The organism is Streptomyces spiramyceticus (assembly GCF_028807635.1).
Classification (GTDB): domain Bacteria; phylum Actinomycetota; class Actinomycetes; order Streptomycetales; family Streptomycetaceae; genus Streptomyces; species Streptomyces spiramyceticus.
This window is the reverse complement of record NZ_JARBAX010000001.1, coordinates 2,625,315-2,642,080: the sequence shown is the minus strand read 5'-3', so window position 1 is coordinate 2,642,080 and position 16,766 is coordinate 2,625,315. Positions and strand designations below refer to the sequence as shown.

The following is a 16,766-nucleotide window of genomic DNA, read 5'->3' as shown; positions in this document are numbered from 1 at the left end:
TGTCGACCTGCCCACGTGCTGCGTTACCGGGCTGCTCATACCTGCTGCGCTGGATACGCCGCAGGGAGCGGCCGGGCTGGCCGAGTTGTTGCCGCCGCCGTGATGTCAGACGTGGATGTCAAAGGGGCCCCACCTACGAAAATTGGTAGGTGGGGCCCTTTGAGGTGGTGCCCCCGGCAGGATTCGAACCTGCGACACCCGCTTTAGGAGTGGGATCGAATCCCTGACGGGGACTGCTGGAGCATGCCGCGTGGTGCTGTTCTGCCTGATCAGCGCCACGCGGCATGCTTAGCTATCCGGCTCAGGACGGCTCCTGTTACGCCGTCCGCTCACGCGCCGCTCACGCATTCGGCGGCCGTGTGGGGGCCGTCCAGGTCAACCGGCGGCTCCTCGGGTTTCGTTCACCTGTTAGGGCGAGTCCGAGCTGCGTCGGCGCTCGCGGGCTGGTCAGCTGGTCCTGGTGCGAGAGGTTCTGCGTGCGTATCGCTGCGCTCCCGCAAGATCCAAGAAGGGGCGTCATGGTTCCGCTCGAGGTGAGTACGAGGACGGGCGGCCGGATCATGCTCAAGGACTCGGCTGCTCGAGGACTGGCGGAGAGCCTGCGTGGAGAACTGCTCCGGCCCGGTGATGGCACCTACGACCAGACCCGAAGAGTCTGGAACGGCATGATCGACCACCGGCCTGCGCTGATTGCCCGCTGCGCCGGAACCGCCGACGTCGCAGCGGCTGTGGCCTTCGCGCGTGAGCACGATCTGCTCGTCTCCGTGCGTGGCGGCGGCCACAACATCGCGGGCAAAGCGGTGTGTGTCGGCGGCCTGATGATCGATCTCTCACGGATGCGCGGCGTCGCAGTCGATCCTCTCCACAGAGCGGCCCGGGTCGAAGGCGGTGCCACACTCGGCGAACTGGATGGCGCCACACAACTGTCGGGCCTGGCCACGACGACGGGCGTCGTCACCCATACCGGCGTCGCCGGCCTCACGCTCGGTGGCGGCGTTGGCCGGCTCGCCCGGAAGTACGGTCTAGCTTGCGACAACCTGCTGGCCGCCGAAGTCGTCACCGCCGATGCTCACGTACTGAGTACCAGCGCCACGGAGAACTCCGACCTCTTCTGGGGCATGCGGGGCGCCGGCGCGAATTTCGGGGTCGCGACCTCCCTTGAGTTTCAGCTCCACCCCGTGGGTCCAGAAGTGCTCGGAGGCGTCGTCGTCCATCCCTTGGATCGGGCGAGGGAAGCCCTCAGGTTCTACTACGAGTTCTCACGCTCGGCCCCGGACGAGCTGACCGCCGACGCTTTCTTCCTCACCTCGCCCGACGGTGACCCAGTACTCGCCATCTCCGTCTTCCACGCCGGATCGATGGAGCGGGGGGAGCGCGTTCTGGAGCCGCTCCGGCGCTTCGGGCCGCCGCTTGCCGACCAGGTGGGGCCCGTTGCGTACACGCAACTGCAAGCCGCTGGCGACCCTTTCTTCCCCATCGGTCTCCACTACTACTGGAAGTCCCACTTCCTGGAGGAGATTGCAGACGACGCGATCGATGCCACCGTGGACCACTTCGCCGGCGCTCCCTCTCCCCGGTCCCTCATCGTCTTCCAGCAGTACGGCGGCGCCGTCAGCCGAGTCTCGCCATCCGAAACGGCCTTCCGCCACCGGAACGCGCAATACGACAACTTCGCCGCGTCGGTATGGACGGATCCTCGGGAACTGGAAGTGCACAAGCAATGGGCACGGCAGTGGTGGGACATGATGAGCCGCTTCTCAGTCGGAGCCGAGTATGTGAACAACCTGGGGGAGGAAGGCGAGGACCGGGTACGGGCCGCCTACGGCGACAACTACGAACGGCTGGTGGCGCTCAAAAACGAGCACGACCCCGCCAACTTCTTCCGGCTGAACGCGAACATCCCACCTGGTGGGTGAACAGCGCCATCCGGCACCGGCTGCTTGGATAACGAGTTCGTCGGGCGACCGCATGGCGGAGAGCATCGAGAGTGACGTCCGGGGCCCCGGTCTTCCGGTGGGCGAGCGATAGTGCGCTCTCGCAGGGCACGGCACCACGAGAGGCCTGCCCGGTGAAGCGCAGGTCAGGGGGATCCGTGCCATGGAGAGGGTGCTGACGCTCTGTCAATCGCATGTGGCTCGGACGAGTCGTGCCGGCAGGAGTACTGATCCTGGTGGCGCTGGCCGTGGCCCGTGCCTGCTTATGGAAGGAGGAGCGTTGTGCAGGTCGGACCACGCTGGGCGCGCATGTCACATGCATCGTCTCCTCTGCCGGGGCCGGCGAAGATGCTGAGGCCCGTCGTCTGTGCAGGAGGCGAGATCGTCATGTCGATCCGCTGCTTGACCACGCCCTCGTCGTCGGGCCTGAGCGTGCTCCAGTAGAGGTCGCCGTGTTTGACGACCGGCTTCATGTCAGCCTTCAGGTAGGTCACGGACACCTCGATGGTCCGCCACGTCTTGACGCCGTCCGCATGGACATCGAAACGCAGCTTCAGATCGGATTGACGGCCGTCGAGTTTGATGTTGGTGATGGTCGGTCGCCCGTTCCCGCCGGCAGCCTTGGCGGCGCCGATAATCGCCACGGTCAGAGCCGTCATGTAGAAGATGACCCCGAGAATGAGCACGACGGTCTCCCAGACGTTTCCTCGTCGTGTGGGGTGAATGAGCAGCGCGACGATGCTGCACACGATGGCGAGGACGGCGCAGAGCGAGGCAACAGAGATGGGCCACGACTCGTTGTTGAGTGCCACGAACACAAGCTCGCTGCTGAGCCCAAGAGCGGTCATGACTCCAGCGACAGCGACGAGAGCGCCGGCGAGGATCTTGGCGACTTCGTCCAGGCGCCGTCCGATCTTGGCCTGGACCTCCTCCGGCGTCGTGGCAGGTTCTTGTTCGCCGCCCATACTCGACACCCCGCTCACGTCCTGGACGAAGGGCTCGCCTCTGCTGGCCAACGCTAGGTTCGTGCCAGGGCTCCGACATCTGGACTGGACCGAACAGCGGAACGCCCCCGCCCCGCCGATCCCGGATCCCGACCGCTCACGCAAACGGCCCCGGACGAGAGGTCCGGGGCCGAACAGAACGCCTGCCTGGGGGAGAAGTCCCAGGTCAGAGCGCTCACGCGTTGTGCCCCCGGCAGGATTCGAACCTGCGACACCCGCTTTAGGAGCATGATCGTAAGGTTACTCGTCTGTCCTTGTCCGGCTTGATGTTTCGCTGTTTTCGCAGGTCAGCGGCCTGGTGAGGGAAGACGGGGGAATGATCTTTCACGATCCTTCGCGGGCTTTCTTTGTCCTGCTGTTCCCATCAGGTTCCCAACTGAGGCCTTGGGAACGGTCTTCGAGATTCGGCAGAAGCGTCTGCGCAGCTCGGTCGCCCAGTCGGGTTCCGTTGAGCACCGCAGATGCTTTGGAGGAGTAACAGGCTCGCTCTCATGGCCCGGGAGTTGAGCCAGTGGCCATTTTCGCAGGTCAGCCGCCTGACTACAGGCTAGCTCGTCCTTGCGCCGTTCGGAACCGGAACTGCTCCGCCTGGATTGCCTCCAGGCTCCTCCAGTTGCCGTACGGCGGCGACTTCTGCGGCCAGGCGCTGCCAAGCGCGTTGGAGTCGCGCCCTGTGGTTCTTCAAGGCTTGGTGTGTGTGTTGGCGAGCGTTGCGGCCTGTCGCGCCTCGAGTTCCGTGAGGCGATCGATCTGGCGCTGGGCGTGCGTGATCTCCTCGGCCCGGAGCGTTGCCGCTGGGCGGCGCGGGGCGGGTGGACGGTTCGGGCCGCGCTTCTTGCTCAGGTGCTTTCGGGCGAAGCCGAGGTCTCGGAGCGGGGGACGTACTTCACGCGCCTGTCACCGACGCCCGTCAGCAGCGCGATCCTGGGAAGTTCGCGTGGCGCTTCCCCAGTTGCTGACGGCCGAGTGGCTGACGCCGACGAGTTTGCCTCCGGCGGCAAGGCTGACGCTGACCGCCGGCAAGACCAACCACTACGGCATGGACGGCGACAGCCCCGGACTGGACTCTGGAGAACAGCGACACCCGCACCATCACCCGCAACGTCCAGTCCTTCGAAGGCGACCTCGCCGTCACCACCGGCGAGACCGGCGACACGGTCCTCCAGCTGACGAACAATCACGGCGACGTGGCCGTCCAGCACCCCCTGGACATCACCAAGCGCACAACGGTCCTGGACTTCGACGAATACGGCAACCCGCGTGAGGGCAGCACCCCCGCACGCTACGGCTGGCTCGGCGGAAAGCAACGCCCCGTTTCGCCCGCCACCAGCCCATCCTTATGGGCGTCCGGCTCTACAACACCCTGCAACAGGGCCTCATGCGCCACCAGCTGACGTAACCGATCTCCGCACAGGGCCGTGGGCGAGAAATGGCGGAAGTGCATGGCTCCATCCGTACCCACAAGACCCATCCACCTGGGAGCCATCAACTGAATCCACCCTCTCGGCTGAGGTCCTCATCTGCACTGGATAAAACGCTGCGTGAGGCCCGCCGCTACGGCGAACAAGCGAACTCGCCAGCACACTCTGCCCTTTGAAGCATGACCTGCCCCGGCCAGACTGCCGAGGAGACCGCCGGACTCCCCCGAGCCCTGTCCGGCTGGCTCATCGATGCGCTCACCGAACACCGCGGCGTCGCCCAGCAGGACATCAGCCTCGTCGCAGGCCGCTGGTGGGCTTTCGCATGCGACCTGCCCGGATGTTGCGAAGGAGAACCGCTCCCCGCCGTCGCCGCCCCCAACAGAGTCAACCTCCATCCATTCGCTAGTTCCGTCGGCGTCGTTGCGATGAAGGCGGAACAGCAGTACGCCTCCTGTATGTATCCGGCGACCACAGGGCATGACGGGAGCTACCAGTTCCGGCCTCGTCGGGCTATATTCTGCGCGCGACACTGCACTGAGCTGGCCTTCTCTGTGGGGTGGCCAGCTTTGATCGTGCGAGTGCGAGGGGCATCCTGTGGGTACAGACGGCGATGCTGCGCGCGCTGTTGCGTGGGACGGGGCTCCGTCCGAGCGGTGGCAGCGGGTGTGGGGGCATCGAGAACACTTGCTGAAGGTTGCCCGGCGGCGGTCCATGAGTGCGGAAGACGCCGAGGACGCTGTGCATGAAGCGATGGTTCGGGCGGCGGAGCGCGCCAACGTGGACAACGAGCGGCTTGGCGCGTGGCTGACGACGGTGACGGTACGGCTGTGCGTCGACCGATTGCGACAAGTCACTCGGGAGGCCGAGGTGTACACCCGTGCGGTCCTCGGCGCCTCTAGCCTGCCCCGCGTTGAGGAAGCGGTGTGCGACCGCGCAGAGGCGGAGTGGCTCGCCAACCGGAGCGCAGACCTTCCGGAACGCCAGCAGGAGGTGCTGAGCCTCAGGGCGCAGGGCTTGGCCGTTGCGGATATCGCGCAGCAGACAGGACTCAGTTATCAGGCGGCCCGGTCACTGCTGGCCAGGGCGCGAAAGACGCTGCATACCGTGCTGGCGGGGACGCTGGCCACCGGCATCTGGGCGTGGCGCAGCCGCCCGTGGACGGTGGTTGGCGGCGGGCAGACAGCAACCGTGGCGTCGGCAGCAGCAATACTGGCGGTTGCGGTTCTCGGCCTGTCCACGCTGGTCCAGGCCAAGGCGCCGGGGACGCCCGGCGTCCGCCCCTACGAAGCACCTGTTCGAGCTGGTGCGAACGCTCCCTTCACGGGCAGCTCCGCAGAGCACAGCCCGCCCATGCCGCTCACGGACCATGGTGGAGGAGGTGTTGCGCTGACGGGTGCCGGCCCGGAGCGGTCCAGCGCGCCGACCTTGGTTCCGGTGAACCGGTCGGATACCTCTTCTGTCCCTACGCTTCCGAAGGCCCCGCAGCCGACTCATCCCGCGATGCCGCAGCCGACCCTCCCCACGCTACCGGCCGCTCCGCAGCCAACCCTTCTCCCCACCCTCCTGGCCGCTCCGTCTACTCTGCCCACGCTGCCCGAGGCGTCAGCCTTGCTCGCGCGTGACACACCTGCCACGCCGCAGGAGCGGCTCCGCGTGGACGCCGTCTCTTCTGTGTCGGCAGACGTACCTCCCACGCCGCCGCTCCAGTGACGCCGCACTGAGATCCGCGCACTTCTCACACAGCCCAAAAAATCTTCATCCCGCGCGACGCACGCGCTCCTCCTCCCCGTAGAAGCAGATGAAGTCTCACGCTGCCGCGGCCACGTGGCGGCTCATCGGAGGGGGAGGCGGGGTGCCCAGACCATGTGGCCTTCCGGTTCCACCGAGCAAGGGAAGGAAGCCCGTGCTGAAGCGCATACTTCTATGTTTTTGGATGGGCGTGTCGGCGCTGCTGGTAACAGCCCCGCCGGCATCGGCTCACGAGCTGGGCTACAGCGCCGTGGACAACGGCGAGATTCGCTGGTGGGAGTACACCAGGTACGACTCCGAGATCGCCCACGCACACAGCACGTGGGATGCCCTCGGTCACATCAACATCGCGAAGGACGACTTGTTCACCGTCGAGGACCTGGAGTGGAACGACGCAGACCGCTGCGACGTCACCTGGGCGGGACTGTACGACTACGACCTTGTCTTCGCGGACGAGGTGTACCTCAACGTCTGCAACTTCAACAAATACAACTATGACCTCTTCATGCGCAAAGGCACCGCCGCCCATGAAATGGGGCATGCGCTCGGGCTCGCGCACAGCTACGAAGGCCAGCTCATGAACAAGTGCTCGGCCTGCTCCGGTGTCAACACCCCGCAATCGCATGACAAAGCCGACTACAACGACCTCTGGGGCTGATGAGATGAAAACCCTTCTTGGCATGCGTCACCCCCTGCGGTCCACCATCACCGGCCTCGTCGTCGCTCTTGTCCTCGGTCCCGCAGCAGTGGGGTGCGCGCAGCAGGAGAGCCCCACGGCCGAGGTCGATCAGGTCACGGACGTGGCCAACCCGCGTGCCCTCGCGGCAATAGCAGATTCGGTCTTCATCGGTGTCGTCGAAGAGAAGGTCGGCACCGAGAGCCTCGGCCAGGTTCCCGAAACGCAGTATCGGGTCAAGGTCAGCCAGCGGCTGAAAGGGCCTACCGGCGACGAGGTGATCGTCAACCAGCTGGCAGGCGAACGCCCGGACGGCAGCCGCTTCTCCGTCGAGGGCGACGAGCCCCTGCAGCCAGGGCAGGAGTACCTGTTCGCTGCGCGTACTCACCCCAACGGCAAATGGCAGACCGTTGCGGACGTGCATGGGACTCGCGAGATCGGCTCTGCGGCGGAACGCAGCGAACTCGCGACAACCTTCCGCGAGGCGATAGCCAATCCCCTCCGTCCCGAGGACGTCTGGAAGCGCAAGCCAACGCCCAGCGAATGACGAGCTGTTGGCCGCCGATCACGGGGCACGCCTAAGGTTGGCGGCCAACAGTGGCTGAGAACTCCAAGCATGGAAGCGCGGCGGCCAGGAGCTTGGACGCGCGCCTACCGCTCTGCCCTGCTTATACCAGTTTTCATTGGTAAGTCATGCTTGCCGCGGCCAGTGAATCTGTGACGTGCGCCTCGGGAACAAGGACCGTGGCCGGCATGTGCCGAGTTGCGCCAGCTGGGAACCCGGTCTCGACCCCACATGCAAGTCCGACGGCACCTACCGCTCCCCGCCAACCGTTGACGTCCTGATTCCAGGAGGATAACCGCATGGCCAGAGGTGACAACCGGGCCCGCCGACTCCTGTTTATTGGGTTGGCTGGTGCGCTTCTGTGCGCAGGCCTGGCCAGCCTGCTCTGGCTGGGGGCTGATGTCCTCGGAACCAAGGAGTGCATGGAGGCCGGCTATGGATTGGGTGTCGAGGGCGGAGGCTCCCTCATGACCGAAGAAGGTTGCAAGCTCACCGTGCCGACCACCATGGGAACGGTGAGCGGAGTGCTGCCTACCATCAATGAGTCGGTAGCAACGGCCGCGCTGCTCGCAGGTCTGGCTGGCGCCATACCGCCGAGCATCTGCCTCTGGCTGGCAACCAAGCACCCGCGCTGACTCACGGGCTTGTCACTATCCAACAGCGGCCGAGGGCCATCGGTTACATTCGCGTCGCCGCACTACTTCTCGGCAGCGCAGGCCGACGGCTCTCCCGAGGAGGCCACGGTCAGCCGCGAGGACGCCATCGCCGCTGCGACGGCGGCGGTCGGGAGCGGGACTGCCGTGGTCTCCGCCGAGCAAAACACATGGGACCGGCCACGGTGGCGGGTCACCTTCGACCGCCCAGGCGAGCCGATGATGCCTGACCTGGTCAAGGTCACCGTCGACGCGACCACAGGGAAGGTGACCGGCATGGAGGCAACATGAGATTCCGGCGAATCGCCTTTTCCGTGCTGATGGGCGCTGTCGTGCTGTTCGGACTGGCGGTCGTGGCCTTGGTCGTGCTGAACCCAGAGCGGGCAACAGAAAGTTGCATCCGCAAGGCACATATGGCGGAAGGCGAATCCATCGAAGGGCTCGGATGGCGACTCAATCCACCCGGCTACCACTGCGCTGTTACCCGACGTGACAGAACCGTGGACGAGCTCGTCGTCGCACCCTGGTGACACCCGCGACACAAACCAACGCAAAGGGCCCCAGCTGGGAGGCTGGGGCCCTTGATGTCCATGGGGTGACATCATCTGATGCGGTTTGCCCCTTCAGTAGGTTTCCGAGCAAGGGTTACCGCGCCCTCACGCCATACCTTCGCGGAACTGCGGCCAGAACCCCGAAAATCAACGATCAGGACCGTTGCAGAGGTGCTCGCAAACCTGGCTCCTCCAGGTAGAAGCGGCGCAGCTCCGCATAAGGACCTCCGCGGGATTCCACCTGGGCGATGACGTCGAGCAGTTCCCGATCGGCGTCGCCAAGGTCCTCCTCGACGATCTCCGCGAGGCCCCAGCCGTCCCATGGCAGCACCTCGACCTTGTTCAGCGCAGCCAAGTCGCGCACCACACTGGCCCGCACCACCCTCGTCCCCGTCGACCCGGCGGAGCCGCTCACCCCGAACGTCTCCGGGGCCCCGAGCCCGAGCCGGCAGGCCTGCCAGGCCTCGCCCGCGACATGGAAGTCGTCACGCGGTACGCGCATCGGGTCGAAGGAAATCTTGTACGCCGTCATGGCCTCGGGAGACGCCAGCTGCGCATCGGCCAGCCGCCACCCGAAGCCCGAATCCCAGTACTCGGTCACCCAGTGGTCCTCATGGAAGCCCGGTGTGAGGTAGGCGGCATAGCCACATCGGACCCGTGACGGTGTGCCCGTCTGCCGCAGGAAGGCGCACAGCAACAGTGCGAAGTCCCTGCCGCTGCCAACGAAGCGGTCCGCCGGACCGCGCGCAACGGTGAGCGCCAGGGCGCGACGGCTGTCGAGAATCTGCAGGATGTCCGCGACGTAGCGCGCCTCAGCATCGTTGCGCCTGTCCTCCGGCATCTGGCAGCCGAAGCGGTCACCCTCGTCTCGGTGGATGAGCAGCCCTCGCACGGCGGCGGCGAGCTCACGCTGATCGGAGGGCAACTGGCCGAGCCGGCTCGAATCGCCCGGTCCGCTGAAGACGCTGTGAGTCAGATAGAAATCGGCTTCCTCTGCAGCGAGCTCCCGCGGAACGCCCCTGGCTACCCCTGACATTAGGCCCCCTCTGGCGACAAGCGGTCGGCACGGTTCCGGAGCCGAGCCCCCTCAGTCTCCCGGGGACTGCCTGGGATTGTCGAGGTCAAGCGTCGTTCGCTCTTCTACAGACAAGGAGCCTCCCTCTGCCATGATCTTGACTTTCACGCAATCGCGACCAGAACGAATTTCAAAGATCCCTATCACGCCTGCCCCGGTCCGTGATCGACCACGGAGAGGTAGTGGTCCCCGGCCGCGCGGACGGTCCGGCTTCCACCCAGCACTCTCATCACGCAACAGTGGCCTGCACACCCCTTGAGTGGGTGTGCAGGCCACTGTCTTTGTGAGCCTGAGAGGGGCTATCGGTCAGTCGATGCTGTTTACGTTGCCCGCCGCCGGATCGCCGTCGCCAAGGGCGACCCGCCAGTGCCCGTCATCGTGTGTACGAAAAGGAGTTCCTGGCGCTTGCCCGTCTTCTCGTAGGCAGGGTTCTCTATTCCGCGCAGGGGTTCCTGCCGTGGACACACCCGGGGGCGGTCAACATGACGCCTCCCTCCAGGGAGGGTTCCTTGATCGCGGCCCCGAAGACCCGCGGCGGCTGATCGCAAGTGCACGGGTCCACGTGGTACGGCAAACTGGTTACCAGCAATAGGAGTTGGCTCCATCGGCTGATGGGAGGCGCATCGATTTGGTTCCCATATCCTTGAAACTGTGACGAGAGTCACATCGACGTCGGAACGTGCATCCCGTCCCGTATGAGGCCGTCTGTGACCGTATTTGTTCTTTTCTCGCTGGATACGTTCCGGGTCACCTCACCCGATCAGGGTGATCGGGAGATACGGAGTCCAGAATGGGCAGACGGTTGCTCACCTCTGCGGGCGAGGATGGGCGCGTCCCTGAGGGACGCGGCAGCGGCAGTACGACTTTCCATGGACGTCACGTGCGGCGGATAGCCGCTGTGTTGGCATGTTGCTTGCCGCCGAGGCTGGGGTGACGGTTGCGACCACCGGTCAGGCGGTCGCACTCAGCTCTCAGGTACCGGCTGCGGATACGCCGACGAGTTTCGGTCCGGCTCAGGCTGACGATGAGGCGTCGGCGATGTTGATGGCGCGGTTGCAGGATCGGCGGATCGAGATCCTGGGGGCTCGCACGGCGGACACCACCAGCTGGGCGAATCCGAACGGGACGGTGACGGTGGAGTCGTTCACCGGGCCGATCCGAGTGAAGGACTCTGCACGCAAGTGGCAGCCGGTGGATGTGTCGCTGTCCGAATCGGGTGGCAGAGTGGTGCCGAAGGCAGCCGCTGCCGAGATCTCCTTCTCCGCTGGCGGCAGTGCGGCACCGCTGGCGCAGGTCACCCGTGGCGAGAAGACCTTTGGCGTGACGTGGGATGGCGCTCTGCCGAAACCAGTCCTGAAAGGCAACACCGCCACCTATCCGAACGCGGTCCCCAGCGGCGATGTGGTGGTCTCCGCACTGCCGGAAGGTTTCTCCCACTCGGTGGTGCTGCGTGAACGGCCAAGCGGACCTGTGGAGTTCCGCCTGCCCGTGACGGCCAAGGGCCTGACCCTTCCGAGACGGCCGATACGCGGCTGCAGTGGCAGGACTCCAAGGGCAAGCAGGTCGCTGCCGCACCGCCGCCCGTGATGTGGGATGCGTCGGAAGATGCGAAGTCCCAGGAGCCGAAGCACACGGCGAACGTCAGCACGGTGGTCGAGACGGCCGCAGACGGTGGGCAGACGCTGGTCCTCAAGCCGAGCGAAACGTTTCTTTCCGATCCGGACCTCACCTACCCGGTGGTGGTCGACCCGACCAACACCCTGGCCGGGCCGACCACGGACACCTGGATCCAGTACGACGCCTACCCGACCAGCCAGCGCGGCTCGACGGAGCTGAAGGCCGGCACCTACGACGGTGTGCAAAAAGCCCGGTCATTCCTGAAGTTCGACGTGGCCAAGTACGCGGGCAAGAAGATCGTCGACACCGATCTGCGCCTGTACTCGTACTACTCCTCGACCTGCTCCACCACCGGGTCCGGTGTGCAGGTGCGGCGGATCACCGCGGACTGGGATCCATCGGCGATCTCTTGGTCGGCGCAGCCGGCGACCACCACCACGGGTGCGATCACCTCGACCGCGGCCAAGGGCTACAACTCCACCTGCCCGGCGGGGCTGGTTTCCTGGGACGCAGATGCGATCGTGCAGGCCTGGGCAGACGGCCAGCCCAACTACGGCGTCCGCCTGGCGGCAGTGGATGAGACCGATACCTACACCTGGCGGCGGTATCGGTCGGCGAATTACGTCGACGGTTCCCACAACCCGGACTATGAGCCATCGCTGACGGTCACCTACAACTCCTACCCGGCCAAGCCCACCTCGCAGGCGATCTCCCCGAGCGCGGTGAACGCCTACAACGGCAATCGGTACGTCACCTCGCTGACCCCGCAACTGTCGGCCAAGGTGAGCGACGCGGACGCTGGGACGGTCAAGGCCGAGTTCGAGGTCACCCCGGATCCGGCATATAACGACACGACCTACACCTACACGGGCACCACCACCGCCGTGGCCTCTGGATCGAGCGCGTCGCTGACGATCCCCTCGGCCAGTGCCTTCCCTGTCGGCTCGCACCTGCGCTACCGGGTCCGCGGCTACGACGGGTCGCTGTACGGATCGTGGACCGGCTACACCACCTTCGTGCTGAATACCGGTAAGCCGGCCGCGCCATCCATCGTGTGCGCCCCCTATACGAAGGACACCTGGACGGCCAAGGCGACCGACGGTGCGCAGTGCACCCTCGACACCAGCTCCACCGACGGTCAGGGCTACTACTGGGGCCTGAACGACCCCAACACCCCGAACCGGATCGACGACACGACCAACGGCAGCGGCGGCGACCCGCTCACCGTCACGGTCAACCCGGCCGATGGCTGGCACACCCTGTACGCCAAGACCATCGACTCCGGCGGCAACCTCTCCACCACCACGACCGAGTACAAGTTCGGCGTCGGCGCCGACGGCGCCGCGATCCTCACTCCGCGTGACGGAGACCGCCCCGCACGCCGCGTGGCACTCTCCTCGACTGGCAAGACCACCTACACCGGGGTGACCTACCAGTACCGCCGTGGTGAGACCGACACCTGGCAGAGCGTCCCGCTGGCCGACGTCACCAAGAACTCCGACGGCTCGCCGGTTACCTCCTGGCCGCTGGCCGCACCCAATGGCGCCCCGCCCGCACTCGTCTGGAACATCACCAGCACCTTCGCCGAAGACGGCCCCATCGAAACGAGGGCTGCCTTCACCGACGGCACCACCACCGGCTACTCCCAGCCAGTCACCGTCACCGTCGACCGTGACGCCGGAACAGCACCGGTCGAAGAGGTAGGGCCCGGCAGCGTGAACACGCTCACCGGTGACTACACGCTCTCCGCCAACGACGCTTCCGCGTTCGGCATGAGCGTGACGCGTACTGGATCGTCCCGCCGCCCGGACGCGGGGGCGAAGCAGGAGGGCCAGGCGCCGATCTTTGGACCGCAGTGGACCTCCGGCACGGTCGCGGAGATCACTGAGTCCGACTGGTCCTATATCAAGAAGACCTCGGACACCTCCGTGGTGCTGGTCGACGTAGACGGTGAGGAGACCGGTTTCACCGCGACCACTGGGGGCGGGTGGAAAGCCGAGCCCGGTGCAGACGACTACGAGCTGACGGGATCGCTGACCGGATCGTTCACGGTCAAGGACGTCCACGAGGGGATCACTACCACCTTCGCCAAGGTCGATGCCGCGGTGCCGACCTGGAACGTCTCGTCGACCTACCTGCTGACGAGCAACTCCACCACCAAGGTGGTCTCCCAGACGACCACGGTGGGTGGCAAGACGGTGGCGCGGCCGAAGTGGGTCATCGCTCCCACTTCGGCGGTGTCCGCCTCGACCTGTGAGACGGATCCGTCGACCAAGGGCTGCCGGGTGCTGGAGTACCTCTATCCGCTCTCGACGACGGCGACTGCCACGTCGTTTGGTGACTACGTGGGCCGGGTTAAGCGGATCCGTCTGTGGTCCACCGCCCCGGGCGAGGCCACCTCGACTGCGGTGTCCATCGCCGCCTACGCCTACGACGACTCCGGCCGTCTGCGCGAGGTGTGGGACCCGCGGATCTCCCCGGCACTCAAAACCACGTACGCGTACGACACGGCCGGTCGTGTGGTCGAGCTGACCCCGCCGGGTGAGCTGGCGTGGACCTTCACCTACGGCCAGGCCGGCAATGCGGCCACCGCCGGTGCGGGCATGCTGCTCAAGGCATCCCGTCCGACCCTGACCCAAGGCTCGGCGACGGTGACCAACGGCACGGCGGCCACCTCGGTGGTCTACGACGTTCCCTTGAGTGGCACGAAAGCCCCCCACGCCATGGGGCAGGCGGACGTTGCCGCGTGGGCGCAGAGCGACGTCCCGACGGACGCCACCGCAGTCTTCCCCTCAGATGCGGTCCCGGCCTCGCACAACGGAGCCGACCTGACCGCCGGCGCCTACACGAGGGCGTCGATCACCTACACCAATGCCTCCGGCCGTGAGGTCAACACCGCCTCTCCGGGCGGGCACATCTCCATGAACGAGTATGACCAGTTCGGCAACACGGTCCGGGAGATGAAAGCGGGCAACCGCAAGCTGGCCCTGGCCACGTCAGGTGCGGGCCTGGAGCGGCTGACCCGTCTGGGCATCGACGCCCAGTCCACCGCTGACCGGGCCCGGCAGCTGTCCAGTCGCTCGGTGTACAACGCGGACGGCCACCGCCTGTTGGAGGAGTTCAGTCCACTGCATCTGGCCACCCTCACCGAGGACGTGGCTGCCTTCGGCGATGCGCAGGCGCTGCCCGCGGGCAGCGAGGTGCCACTGCGCTCCCACACGGTCAGTACCTACGACGAAGGTCGGCCAGTTGACTCGCCGGTCCACGACAAGGTCACCACGGTCAAGACGGGCGCCTACCTCGACGGCTACCCGGCCGACGCGGACGTGCGCACCGCCAAGACCGAGTACGACTGGGCCAAGGGCCTGCCGACCAGGACCATCCAGGACCCGGCAGGACTGGCGATCACGCACACCACGGCGTACGACACCCAAGGCCGCGTGATCAAGACCACCCAGCCGAAGTCCACCGGCACGGACGCCGGAGCCCGGGTGACCACCCACTGGTCCGCCACCGGCACAGGAACCTGCGCCGGACGCCCGGAGTGGGCGGACCTGGTCTGCTCTGTCGGTCCGGCCGGTGCCATCACCGGCGGCGGAACCAACCCGAGCGGGCTGCCTACCACAGTGACCGAGTACGACCGCTTCGGCGGCAGCGCCACGACCATCGAGACCGCGAACGGAGTCACCCGCACCACCACCATCACCGCGGACGCGGCAGGCCGTCCGATCACCACCGCCATCACCGGCGGCGAGGGCACCGCAGTAGCCAACACGACCGCCACCTACGACGAGACCACCGGCAAGGTCGCCACCGTCGTCGCAGGCACCACCACCATCGCTTACGGCTACGACAAGCTCGGCCGCCAGATCTCGTACAACGACGGCACCGGCAACACCACGACCACCGAGTACGACGCCCTTAACCGACTGGTCAAGGCCACTGACTCGGCCCCGTCCACCACCACCTACACCTACGACACCACCACCGAGCCTCGCGGCCTGGCCACGTCGATGACCGACTCGGTCGCCGGCACTGTCACCGCCACCTACGACACCGACGGCTCAGTCACCAGGCAGGCCCTTCCCGGTGGCATCACCCTGACCGTGGACGAGGACGAGACCGGCGCCCCCACCAAGCGGACCTACACCCGCGACAGCGACGGCGTCGTCCTGCTCGCCGACACCGTGGCCGAATCCGTGCACGGCCAAGTCGTCACCCACGCCGGTACCACCGGCACCACCACCACGCAGGAGTACACCTACGACACCACCGGTCGGCTCACCCGCGTCGACGACAGCGCCGACGACGTGTGCACCCGCCGCGGCTACACCTTCGACCCGAACACCAACCGCACCGCCCTGGCCACCTCCACCGCCGGACCTGGCCTGGCATGCACGTCCACCGGCACCACCACCACGTCCTACGACTACGACAGCGCCGACCGGCTCATTGCCACCGGCGTCTCCTACGACGCCTTCGGCCGCACCACCGCGCAGTCCGGCGGCGTAGCGATCGGCTACTTCGTCAACGATCTGGTCCGTCGGCAGACAGCCGACGGCAAGCGCACCACCTGGGATCTCGACCCGGTCGGCCGCCTGGCCTCCTGGACCACCGAGACCCAGCAGTCAGACAGCACGTGGACGCTGACCGCCAGCAAGACGAACCACTACGGCAAGGATGGCGACAGCCCCGACTGGACCCTGGAGAACAGCGCCACCCGCACCATCACCCGCAACGTTCAGTCCCTCGAAGGCGACCTCGCCGCCATCACCAGCGACACCGGCGACACGGTCCTACAACTGACCAACATCCACGGCGACGTGGCCGTCCAACACCCCTTGGATGCCACCAAGCCCACGACGGTCCTGGACTTTGACGAGTACGGCAACCCACGGCAGGGCAGCACCCCCGCCCGCTACGGCTGGCTCGGCGGCAAACAACGCCCCGTCTCACCCACCACCGGCCTGATCCTCATGGGTGTCCGGCTCTACAACGCCACCACGGGCCGATTCCTGTCCATCGACCCCATCCACGGCGGCAACGCCAACGCCTACGACTACGTCCAGGGCGATCCCATCAACCAAGTCGACCTCGACGGCAAACACAGGACGAAAAGGAAGTCGTGGTTGAGGCGGGCAGCGGGGTGGGGCTGGCGGAACAGGGGAAGTATCGCAAGTGTGGCAGCAATCGGGGCGTGCTTCTTTGCCTGGTACGTTTGCGCAGGGGCATCCGTGGCGTCGTACTTCATCAACGAATACCAGAAGCCGAGAAGGCAGCGTTTCAGCAGGCGCGGAATTGCCTTCAATGTGATCACGGTAGGCATCGGAGCTAAAGTGGGTTTCTTGACCAGAAGGTACCCCTGGAGGTCCCGTTGGGGCGGCTACGCGTTCAACGGGTACTACAACGTGCCGTCCACTGCCTGCTACATCTCAAAGAGGTGCCCATGAACCGGGAAAACGCAGCCAGGCGAGTATTTCGACGCCCTGGATGGAATCTCCTCGCGGTCTCAGTGTCTTTC

General features: G+C 66.1%; 11 protein-coding genes and 1 tRNA gene. 9 read left to right on the top strand and 3 right to left on the bottom strand.

The genetic code is table 11. The annotated features are described in order from the left end of the window. Positions 1-165 precede the first annotated feature (165 nt). Positions 166-234 (bottom strand) — tRNA-OTHER (locus PXH83_RS11805). 284 nt (positions 235-518) lie between these two features. On the opposite strand from PXH83_RS11805, the gene PXH83_RS11800 reads away from it, so the two are divergent. Beyond that, the gene (locus tag PXH83_RS11800) at positions 519-1,916 is read left to right on the top strand and encodes an FAD-binding oxidoreductase (protein WP_274559600.1); all 1,398 of its coding nucleotides are present in this window, start codon (positions 519-521) and stop codon (positions 1,914-1,916) included. A gap of 281 nt (positions 1,917-2,197) precedes the next feature. On the opposite strand, the gene PXH83_RS11795 is transcribed toward PXH83_RS11800, so the two are convergent. Beyond that, the gene (locus tag PXH83_RS11795) at positions 2,198-2,899 is read right to left on the bottom strand and encodes a hypothetical protein (RefSeq protein ID WP_274559597.1); all 702 of its coding nucleotides are present in this window, start codon (positions 2,897-2,899) and stop codon (positions 2,198-2,200) included. A 2,171-nt stretch (positions 2,900-5,070) separates the two neighbouring features. Between PXH83_RS11795 and PXH83_RS11790 the strand changes: the two genes are divergently transcribed. From PXH83_RS11790 to PXH83_RS11765, 6 genes are all read left to right on the top strand, one after another. After that, positions 5,071-6,069, top strand: coding sequence for a sigma-70 family RNA polymerase sigma factor (locus tag PXH83_RS11790; RefSeq protein WP_420803151.1), 999 nt, complete (start codon positions 5,071-5,073; stop codon positions 6,067-6,069). Positions 6,070-6,262: 193 nt separating this feature from the next. Then, positions 6,263-6,766, top strand: coding sequence for a matrixin family metalloprotease (locus PXH83_RS11785; protein WP_274559593.1), 504 nt, complete (start codon positions 6,263-6,265; stop codon positions 6,764-6,766). Between the two features lie 22 nt (positions 6,767-6,788). Further along, positions 6,789-7,331 (top strand): hypothetical protein, encoded by a 543-nt coding sequence (locus PXH83_RS11780; RefSeq protein ID WP_274559591.1) that lies wholly within the window; start codon positions 6,789-6,791, stop codon positions 7,329-7,331. A gap of 317 nt (positions 7,332-7,648) precedes the next feature. After that, positions 7,649-7,984, top strand: coding sequence for a hypothetical protein (locus PXH83_RS11775; protein ID WP_274559590.1), 336 nt, complete (start codon positions 7,649-7,651; stop codon positions 7,982-7,984). Between the two features lie 9 nt (positions 7,985-7,993). Continuing rightward, positions 7,994-8,293, top strand: a complete 300-nt coding sequence (locus PXH83_RS11770; protein WP_274559589.1) for a PepSY domain-containing protein — start codon at positions 7,994-7,996, stop codon at positions 8,291-8,293. Continuing rightward, entirely contained in the window at positions 8,290-8,532 is a 243-nt protein-coding gene (locus PXH83_RS11765; RefSeq protein WP_274559588.1) for a hypothetical protein, read from the top strand. The genes PXH83_RS11770 and PXH83_RS11765 overlap by 4 nt, the downstream gene beginning before the upstream one ends. A 175-nt stretch (positions 8,533-8,707) precedes the next feature. Here PXH83_RS11765 and PXH83_RS11760 read toward each other — a convergent pair whose 3' ends face one another. Beyond that, a complete protein-coding gene (locus PXH83_RS11760) occupies positions 8,708-9,589 on the bottom strand; it encodes a transglutaminase-like domain-containing protein (RefSeq protein WP_274559587.1) in 882 nt (293 codons plus the stop codon). A gap of 945 nt (positions 9,590-10,534) precedes the next feature. On the opposite strand from PXH83_RS11760, the gene PXH83_RS11755 reads away from it, so the two are divergent. Both PXH83_RS11755 and PXH83_RS11750 read left to right on the top strand, forming a co-directional pair. Further along, a complete protein-coding gene (locus tag PXH83_RS11755; protein WP_274559586.1) occupies positions 10,535-11,215 on the top strand; it encodes a hypothetical protein in 681 nt (226 codons plus the stop codon). Next, the gene (locus PXH83_RS11750; protein ID WP_274559585.1) at positions 11,215-16,695 is read left to right on the top strand and encodes a DNRLRE domain-containing protein; all 5,481 of its coding nucleotides are present in this window, start codon (positions 11,215-11,217) and stop codon (positions 16,693-16,695) included. The genes PXH83_RS11755 and PXH83_RS11750 overlap by 1 nt, the downstream gene beginning before the upstream one ends. Positions 16,696-16,766 lie beyond the last annotated feature (71 nt).